1 protein-coding gene (running past one end of the window) is annotated in these 9923 nt (G+C 45.6%); it reads right to left on the bottom strand.

Translation table 11 applies throughout. The annotated features are described in order from the left end of the window. Positions 1-6 precede the first annotated feature (6 nt). Positions 7-9923, bottom strand: partial view of a type I polyketide synthase gene (locus NYE43_RS09275; protein WP_341061660.1) — the 3' portion only. 3817 nt of this gene lie beyond the right edge of the window; only the last 9917 of its 13734 coding nucleotides appear in the window; the start codon falls outside the window, past its right edge — the gene reads right to left on this strand; it ends in the stop codon at positions 7-9.

Raw genomic sequence — 9923 nt, 5'->3', positions numbered from 1 at the left:
CCTCTCTTATTTGAAAGTTTTCCAAAACATTTCTTTAGGAGCACCCTTGTCTGAAAACCCTTGTCCCCGCTCAGTTTGAGCTGATAGGGCTCGATTCTCTGTTAAAACGGGCCGCCGATGCAGTGCCGGCAGCGGCAAAGGCTTTCTTCTGATCGGCCGATCAGCTGAGTCATCCCAAGCTTCTATAATCAAGTGGGCATTCGTTCCTCCATCAGCAAAACAATTGATTGCTGCAGCCGGCGTTTTCTCTTTCCACTCGGCTTGTGTTTTACAAAAATACAAATCCGTTTCCTCAATATTAAAATGCGTCATTTTCTCATCACCTGACAGGAACGGAACCAATTGTCTATGTTTCAGCATCAAAGCAACCTTAATCAGGCTTGCTATCCCTTCTGCGCATAAAGGGTGGCCGATGTTAGGTTTAACCGACCCCAGTCCTAATGGAGCATTGCAGCGGGAACGGTAAATCGCTTGAATCGCCTTAAGCTCAAGCAAGTCTGTCACAATTGAACCAGATCCATTTGCTTCGAGATAACTGATTTCTTCAGGCTTTTTGCCGCTTTTCTCAAGCGCCGACAGCATCACGTCCTTTTGCGCCTCAAGATTCGGTGCGGACGGGCCTGCCGTTCTTCCGTCATTGTTTACAGCTGCGGCTTTAATGACAGCATAAATGGAATCTCCGTCTTCAAGTGCTTGGCTGACCGTTTTGACTAAAACCATTCCCACGCCTTCTCCTAAAACGACGCCTTCTGCTCGCTTGTCAAATACATGGAAAGACGGCTTGTCACTTAAAAGTCCGCGCTCCTGAAACATTCGATGTGCATCTGTATCGAGCAAACTGACACCGCCGACAACCGCTGCCTCGATATCTCCGTTTCGTAAAGCCTGAATGGCCATATTCATGCCGACCAATGCAGAGGAACAAGCTGTATCCAGAACAATACTCGGTCCTCGCAAATCAAAAAATTGTGAAATATTAGCGGCTAAATAGTTTTGTCCTCCAGCCACAATCGGATTTCTCGCTTTTGAAAGACTGGATTGGTCAGGCTTGTGCTGACTGCGACCTCCTATATAGACACCAGCCCGCATGCCTTTCATTTCCTTTTCGGTGTACCCGGCGTGATACATCAGCTTCAGACTTTCTTCCAATACTGCCAAAGCCTGCGGGTCCATTGCTCTGACATCATCATCGGAAATCAGGAAGAAATCAGGATCAAATCGGTTCAGGTCCTCGATTACCCCGGCATAATACGAGCTTGAATTGCCAAAGCGTTCATGCGGCACAGGTTTGATCTCTGATCGACCGTCACGTATTAAATCCCAGTATGCCTCCAGCGTTTCCGCTCCGGGAAATCGGCATGTCAGGCCAACGATCGCGATGTCTTCTGCATGAACTGCCGGTTTTATATCGCTTGCCTTTTGCATTTGCTGTTTCGCCGCGGAAGCCTGATCGGGCGGCAATGATGCCGCATCAGGCGCATGTTCTTTTGAGTCAGCTGGATGTACAGCATCTGGTAAGGCAGATTTATATTCAGAAATCAGCCACTTTGCAAAAGATTCTATTGTGGGGTATTCAAATAAAATAGATGGATCGATATCTCCTTTTAACTTTTGATTAATCTGCTGTAATAGCTGCGCCAAAATAATCGAATCTACTCCGTATTCTTGAAAAGGCTCATCAGTTTCAAGGTCTTCGGCGCCTATCTTCAGCTCGTCAGAAAAAATAGTCACAAGCCATTCTACTGTTCCATGGAACAAGCTCTGAGCGCTGTCTTGTTCTCTTGTCTCAGCACGTTGGAAAGCCTTATCCGTCAGTGAGTGCTGCATGAGCTTACCCGGCTGCCATACATCTGTATGGTGAATCGCGGGCAGGACAACAGCTTGCTGTTTTGCAGAAAGAATCTGATCCAGAAGCTGCAATCCCTCCTCGTTATTCAAGCCTAACAGTCCGGTCTGTTCTAAAGCTTTGCTTCGAACCTCGCCTAAGCCGGTCTCCTTCCAATTTGGCCACTGAATGCTGACGATCGGATATTTATCTTTATGTGATTCTGCAAAATAATCCATAAATGCATTCGCCATTGCATAATCAGCTTGTCCGGCCGCAAGCACAGGGACGGTCGCTGATACAGATGAAAATAAAACAAAGAATTGCAGCGGCTCATCTTTGAGCAGGTCAAATAAGGTTTGAAGCCCTCCGACTTTCGGCTCCAGCACGGCTTGAATTTCTTCTGCTGATTTTCTTATAAATGCCGGATTATGTTTATTCACAGCCCCGGCACAATGAATCACTCCGCCAATCGCTCCCATCGTTTGCTGAATCGTCTCGATGCTTTGTTTGACAGCAAGCGGATCGGATAGCTGAAGAGACTGCACTTGTACTTGAGCACCCATTTCTTCCAACTCTTGCATGGCTTTCAATTTCTGAGCAAGCGGCGTGTTTTTCGCTTTAAGAAACTCCCACTGTTCACGCGGGGGCATGACTTCACGGCCGGTGAGAACCAATCGTTTCACCCCGTATGTTTGCACAAAATGACGCGCACACACCATTCCAAGCCCTCTTGTCCCCCCTGTAATCAACAGCACCTGATCTGACGGAAACGATAATTCTTTTTGATTAACAGCATCTGCTGTTCGCTCGTCCAAATATGCGCGATAACGCCGTCCGTCTCGATAACAGACTTCGGTGTCTGTACTGTCAGCATAAAATTCATCTGCAATCTGTCTGGCCAGCTCCTTTTCGGCTGTTACATGGTCTGTGTCCATATGTCTTGATGTAAGGTGACTGTATTCACTTTGGAGCATTCGGTATAGACCAGCCCGGGATGCACCGGACAGATTAACATCTTTATTTTCAAAAGACTCGAGCCCCTTCGTCACACACAAGACAGTCAATTCTTGCTTGTGTTTACGGCCAAGCTCAATCAGTTTTTGCAGCCAACTGATCCAGTTTATCGATTGCTCATGGCTCATTCCGCATCCGATCAAATCCACTGCTCCGCCGACATTTTCCCAGTCGGCGTCTGACAGATACTCAAGCTCTTGGCTGTCAATGATGCGATAGCTCGAGAAATACAGGGAAAGCTCTTCAGCCAATGACCTTGTTTCTGCGTTTGCCAATATGGCAACCGTTTGGCTCATACGTTCTGCTGATGTAATCGGGCAATCCTGCCACTGTTTTTGTAACAAGCTCTGTTTCGTAGGCCGTACAGCAGATGGCAATGCCGAACGGCTGTCTTTTTCTGCAGCATCTTCAATTGGGAGCCAATAGTATTCTTCTGCAAACGGATAAGCAGGCAGACTGATTCGGCGAGGCACGTGATCGCCATAAAGCTTGTTCCAGTTTATTCGCAATCCTTTTACCCATAATTCTGCTAGCTTCTCCAGCCTTTTTTTCTCAATCCACGTTTCCAGCAGGATTTTGGCGTCATTATCTGTTTCAAACACTTTCATTTCACTTTTCTTCGTTTTGACATGCGCGTCATAGATTTCCGTATTCGGAATATCTGCAATATAGTCTTCTAACGTTTTGATAAGCATTTCTCTCGAATCAGCCAAAAATGCCATTCGGTAGTCCATTGGTTCCCGGCCAGTCTGAAGGGTATATGCCATATCATCCAGATTGATATCTTTATTAGAATCTGCGAAGTCTCTCATCAATTGGGCATAAGCCTTCAATTGCTGCCTCTTTTTCGCTGAGAGCACAAATAGCTTTGAATGATGGCGATCTGGCAATGGATCATTGTTTCTATCAGACTGATATTCTTCAATCACGAGGTGGGCGTTCGTTCCGCTATATCCAAAAGAACTCACACAGGCCCGCCGCGGTTTTCTATCAGCCGTTTCCCAATGCTTAAGCTCAGTGTTTACATACAAAGGCGATTCTTCAAATTGAAAATGCTCATTAGGTTCAGAGAAGTTCAACGTAGGCACCAGCGTTTTATGTTTCATGCACATCAGCACTTTTTGAACACCGGCAACACCCGCTGCCGCTGATGTATGGCCAATGTTGCTTTTCACTGAACCGATCGCACAAAATTGCTTTTTGTCTGTTTTCTCTTTAAAGACGGTTGACAGCGCCTCTAATTCTATTGGATCTCCTTGTTTTGTTCCGGTGCCGTGCATTTCAACATAGCTAATGCTTTCAGGATGTATGCCATATGTCTCATATATATCCCGTTCCAGATCCATTTGGCTTTTCACGCTCGGTGCCGTAATTCCGTTTGTTTTCCCGTCCTGATTAATGCCCGAACCGATAATAACACCATAGATGTGATCACGATCCGCTTCTGCATCTTTCAGCCGTTTCAAAACGAGCGCTCCTGCCCCTTCTCCGGGAACAAAACCATTTGCGCCATTATCAAATGCTTTGCATTGTCCATCAGGAGACAGCATGCCGGCTTCACACATACTGATGTAAGATTCCGGTGTCAGGTATAAGGTGACTCCTCCCACCAGCGCCATATCAATTTCTTTGTTTACTAATGCTTGACGCGCTAAATGTGTACCGACTAGTGAGGATGAGCATGCCGTATCGATCGGAATCGCCGGTCCTTTTAAATTGAGATAATACGGAATACGCGCTGCCGCTATCGCAAAGCTGTTTCCGGTGGCGCTTGCTCTTGCCTGATTCCGATTTAGCATCACTCCGTATTCATTGCTCATAATGCCAAGATAAACACCGCACTTTTTATTGCTTAACGTTTGCGCATTATATCCGGCATCCTCGAATGCTTTATAGCCTTCCTGCAAAAAGATTCGATGCTGCGGGTCTATCAGTTCAGCTTCTGACGGCGGAATATTAAAAAACAGCGGATCAAAATGTTCAATATCATCCAGCATCCCCAGTGATTTGCAGTAGACTTTCCCCTTTTGATTCAGTGCCGGGTCATAGTATTTGTCTACATCCCACCGTGATTTCGGAATGTCACGAATCGCATTTCTTGCATTGACCAGATGATCCCAATATTCTCTTACATCCTTGGCACCGGGGTATCTGCCTGCCATCCCGACTATGGCTATCGCATCATCGCGGTAACCTTGATGGGAACGGTCTGGTTTCTGTTCAGGCGCTTTCATCGCTGGCAGCCGAACGGGCTGAATCGAACGCTCCGCGGGTTTCGCTTTAGCTGGTGCTTCTGGCTGTTTATTCTCTTGGAAAAGCTCATCCGCTCTTTCTTTACTTCTATTACTATGATTGACAAGCTCGGCTTTTAACATATATGCAAACTGACGAATTGTTGGATAATCATAAACTTTGGTAACTGAAAATGATGTGCCATATTGCTTATTGATTGCTTTTATCCATTCTAGTCCTGTAATGGAGTCCATTCCGATATCGATAAAGGTGTCATCAATATCGACCTCTTGGGGATCCATGCATAACACTTCAGCAATGCTTTCCTTTAATTCATCATTCAGTGTTTCAATTGTTCCAGCATATTGACTGGAAGCAGAAATTTCCGCAGCTGCATATTGAATGTCTTCAACTGGTTTCTGCTGCTCCGGCTCATGATGGCCTAAAGGCGGCAACGAAATATTATCCGGTTTAGATAAGATGGATTCCCGTTGTATCGGTGTATACGTCTCCTCTGATTTTTGCGGATGGTTTTCTGCATTTTCTCCATCAGCTTGTGTGCTTAATTCATCTTTTAAGAAAGCGGCAAAATCACGGATTGTCGGATAATCATAAACCTTGGTCACAAGAAGCGATGTACCAAATTTCTTATTGATTGATTTTATCCATTCAAGACCGGTAATGGAGTCCATGCCGATATCAATAAATGCCTCGTCCGGGTCGATTTCAATTTGATCCATATATAACACGTCTGCTAAGCTTGCCGTCAGTTCATCACATAAGACTTCAGCAGTTATGGTTTGCTGCTTTCTAACCGGCTGCAGCGGAACAGATGTACTTTGCTGTGTTTCCTGACTGCTTGCCATCAAAGGCTGCAACGAAATATTGGCAGGCTTACCGCTGACTTTTTCCGGAATAAATGGATCTTGGATGACTGGCTGTGATGTAACAGCCGGCTTCACCGGTCTTTTTTCAACTGTCTTCACCACAGTTTCTTCTATCCAATAACGGTCTCTTGCAAAAGGATAGGCAGGCAAGCTGATACGGCGCGGCTTACCATTTTGATAAAGCATGTTCCAATCGATATTTAACCCTTTGACCCAGAGGTCTAAAAACTTTGCGAATTTTCCTTTGCGAACCCATGCTTCAATTGTCTTCGCCATATCTTCATCAGCCGCAAAAACTGCCATGGTTTCTTTATTTCGCTTCACTTGTCCCCGATATAAGTGTTCAATGTGTTCTTTTCCAGAGATAAAATCATTCAGCTTTTCTTTAAGCTCCTGCATATTTTCAGCCACAAACGCCAAACGCTCATTCATTGCTTCCCGTCCGACCTGAAGCGTATATGCGATACGAGGCAGATCGGCTTCAGAATAACGCCCCTCACGGAGAGCATCCAGCAATCGTTCCGCCCGTTTTTGAAGTCTCTCTTCATTTTTTGCTGAGAGCACAATAACAGCCGCCTGTCCCGCTGAAGAATGCTCTGGCTCAGATTTGGAAGCATATTCTTCTATTAGAATATGGGCGTTACCCCCTCCGGCGCCAAATGATGAGAGGCCTGCGACTCGCGGATATTCAATTTCTTTTCCATTTACTTCAATGATCGGCTTCTTCCATTCTTCAAGCTCTTGCTGGACTTTGAATGGAGAATTGAAGAAGTCAATATTCGGATTCAGCACTTTTGAATGAAGGGAAGGCGCCAGCTGTCTGTATTTCATTTGAAGCAATACCTTTGTTAATCCCGCAATGCCCGCTGCACTCTCACAGTGCCCGATATTTGATTTGGCTGAGCCTATGGCACAAAATTGTTTGTCTTTCGTATGTTCTGAGAACACTTTAGCCAGTCCTGTTATTTCAATAGGATCTCCGAGTGAAGTACCGGTGCCATGCGCTTCGATATAACTGATAGCCCGCGGGTCAATTTGCGCCTCTGTAACCGCCTTTTTAATGACATCTGCCTGGGCTTTCGGGTTAGGAACTGAGTATCCGTTTGTTTTTCCTCCGTGGTTAATGGCTGTGCCCTTAATGACTCCATAAATGTGATCGCCATCTTCAATCGCTTTGGACAATGGCTTAAGGAGTACAGCTCCAACGCCTTCTCCCGGCACATAGCCGTCTCCTCCCTGTCCAAAGCTTTCACACCTGCCTTTGCTTGACATAAATTTGTTCTGTCCAAGCATCAAATATTTATTGGGGTGGATTGAAACATTGACTCCCCCTGCGAAAGCTGCCTCACATTCACCGCGATGCAAGCTTTGGCAAGCCAAATGTATAGCGGTCAATGAAGAAGAGCACATCGTATCCAGAGCCATACTCGGTCCATGGAAATCGAAATAATAGGATACCCGGTTTGCTACAGAGGATGGATTCCCCGGTAAAGCCAGAGACCGGCCCCGCGCTTGTTCTTGCGCTCCGTACAGCTGATATTCTTCGTACATGACACCGACGTAAACGCCTACGTTTCCGCCAAGTTCAGCATCCTGTTTACGGCCGAGGTGCTCTCTTGTATATCCGGCATCCTCCATCGTTTCGTAAACACATTGCAAAAATAAACGCTCCTGCGGATCCATTAATTTCGCTTCACGAGGAGAGATATGGAAAAATTGCGGATCAAACTTATCTACATCCTTAATAAAGCCTCCCCACTTGCTGTACGTTTTTCCTGGTTTGTCCTTATCTTTATCGTAATAGAGACTGTGGTCCCAGCGGTCTTCAGGAATCTCGGTAATACAGTCGTGGCCGTCCCTCAAGTTTTCCCACAGTTCATGGATGTTGTCTGCTTGCGGATAGCGTCCGGAGATTCCGATAATCGCAATCTCTTCCGTTTCTTTTTCAGCAGACTGCTTTTGCCCATTTCTTTGCATGGGGACGAATCCGGACTTTCTGCGGCGAACCGGACTTTCTTTTTTCCCTTCGGTCTCGGAATCTGTCCTTCTATTTTCTTCTATTGAAGAAGATGTTTCTGATTCAATCCCCAAGATGTGTAACAGCTTTTCTCTATGTGATTCAGTAAAATACTGTGATAATGACCGAATATTGAGGTATTCAAAGAACAAGGTTTTAGACAATGAACCGAATACTTTTTCTAATTGTCCGGTAACATGCATGATCATAATTGAATCGATTCCGTAATCCTCCATTGGAGCTTCGGCGTCAATCTGGCTGACAGGCAGCTTTGTAACTGAGGAAAGCACACTCTTGAAATAATCCTCTGCTTTTTCTCTCAGCATCTCTTCATCGGCTCCCATCACGGAACTCGCATTTTCAGTATGCTGAATTTCACTTTTGTATTTTCCATTTGGAGATTGCCCATTTCCTGTTTGATCCAAAAATGAATGGATTTTGCTCACAACGCCTGCAGCCACCATCAGCTGCGATTTTCCTGAGGCCCATCCATGGTATAATGCCTGAATTCCGTCATCTGCTTCCATGGCGACCATACCTGTATCTCTCGTCAGCATCCTTTCGGTTTCAGCATCAACATGCATGCCTCCGTCTTTCCACAGCGGCCAGCTCATGGAAAGGGTTTTCCCGTAGCGCTTGTGCTGTGCTGCTTGGACATTCCGGTACTCGCTGAATGTATTCATAAAAGCATTTGCCATTGCGTAATCTGCCTGTCCTGCACTTCCCACTGTCCCGGCATTTGAAGAAAAAAGGATAAAAAAGTCGAGCGGGATATCTTTCGTTGCTTCGTCAAGATGAATCAGGCCGGTGACCTTTGGAGCGAGCACATCTTGAATCTCATCTTTCTTTTTTCTAATAATGAAATTATCTTTTATAATGCCAGCGCTATGAATGATGCCATTTAAGCCGCCATAGTCCTCTTGAATCTCTTTCGTTAAAGCCATAACAGCTTCTTTTTCAGTCATATCGGTTTGTCTATAAACAACACGCGCGCCCATTTTCTGTAACTTCTGAAGCTCTGACTGCTTTCTTTCATTGACAGGAGACCTGCCTGTGAGAATCATGACAGCCTCACGCGTTTTGTTTGCAATTTCATTTGCAAATAGGAAACCAAGCCCCCCTGCACCGCCTGTAATCAGATAAACCCCTTTATCCTTCCATGGCATGTCGGTGCCCGGTTGATCAGCTGCTGTCTCTTTCCATTTGCTTACATACCGTTTTCCTTGCCAATATCGGATATGGTTATCATGAGGATATTGCCTGCATTCTGCTAATGTTTCGGCCAGATCGCTTGCAGATATCCCTGAATCAAATTCAATCAGCTGGCCATTGAATGCTGGGTTTTCCAGCTGGGCCGTTTTGAGAAGTCCCGCTAAGCCGTTTAGCAGCTGCGGTTCGTCCAATGCAGGAACAGCGACTTGAACGAGCACATTCCCGCCAGGTTTTGAGTTTAGCAGCTGTTGAATGTCTTCGAATAACTGTAAAGCATACGCTTTAAACCGTTCATGAACTGCCTGCCCGCTTATTTCTAATACCGTACAGTCAAACTTGTTCCGGATTCTTTCGATTTGCCTTTCTGCCATATCACAAACAATAACTTTATGCCTCTTATATTCCATTAACTCATTTTTCTCTGAAACAGTTGCTTCTTCCCATATATGCTCGAATAAAAGTGTGCCAGTTGCTAAATCTGTCTCGTTTTCTAGAGTTCTGGCAGAATAGCCTTTCATTCGCACGCATACCTGGCCCGCTTCATTACACAAATCGATGTCAAGCTTCTGAATACGATCCGCGGCGGTACTGTCCTTGCTGTATTTCACGCGGGCCCACATCGAAGTCTCACAATCTTTGAAAATTTGGATATCCTGCAATGCGAAAGGCAGCATTGCTTGTCTTTCTGTCAAACTGGCATCCTCTGTTCCAAGTCTCAGACCGATAGAAGCTT

The sequence above is a fragment of the Bacillus sp. FSL R5-0434 genome (assembly GCF_038004745.1).
Lineage (GTDB): Bacteria > Bacillota > Bacilli > Bacillales > Bacillaceae > Bacillus > Bacillus halotolerans.
This window is presented reverse-complemented; position numbering and strand designations above follow the sequence as displayed.